Genomic DNA, 253 nt, shown 5'->3' on the forward strand with positions numbered 1-253 from the left:
CGAACGCTGGCGGTACGCTTAACACATGCAAGTCGCACGGTAACGGGTCTTTCGGGATGCCGACGAGTGGCGAACGGGTGAGTAACGCGTGGATACCTGCCCCGAGGTGTGGGACAACAGCTGGAAACGGCTGCTAATACCGCATAAGCCTTACGAGGGAAAGGCGCAAGTCGCCTTGGGAGGGGTCCGCGTCGGATTAGCTTGTTGGTGGGGTAAAGGCCTACCAAGGCGATGATCCGTAGCTGGTCTGAGA

General features: G+C 58.9%; 1 rRNA gene (cut by a window edge). It reads left to right on the plus strand.

Going from position 1 to position 253, the window contains the following annotated elements:
• A 16S ribosomal RNA gene (locus HQL63_15645) occupies positions 1 to 253 on the plus strand; its annotated part reaches 33 nt to the left of the window's first position; the annotation flags it as partial.

The organism is Magnetococcales bacterium (assembly GCA_015231175.1).
Lineage (GTDB): Bacteria > Pseudomonadota > Magnetococcia > Magnetococcales > DC0425bin3 > HA3dbin3.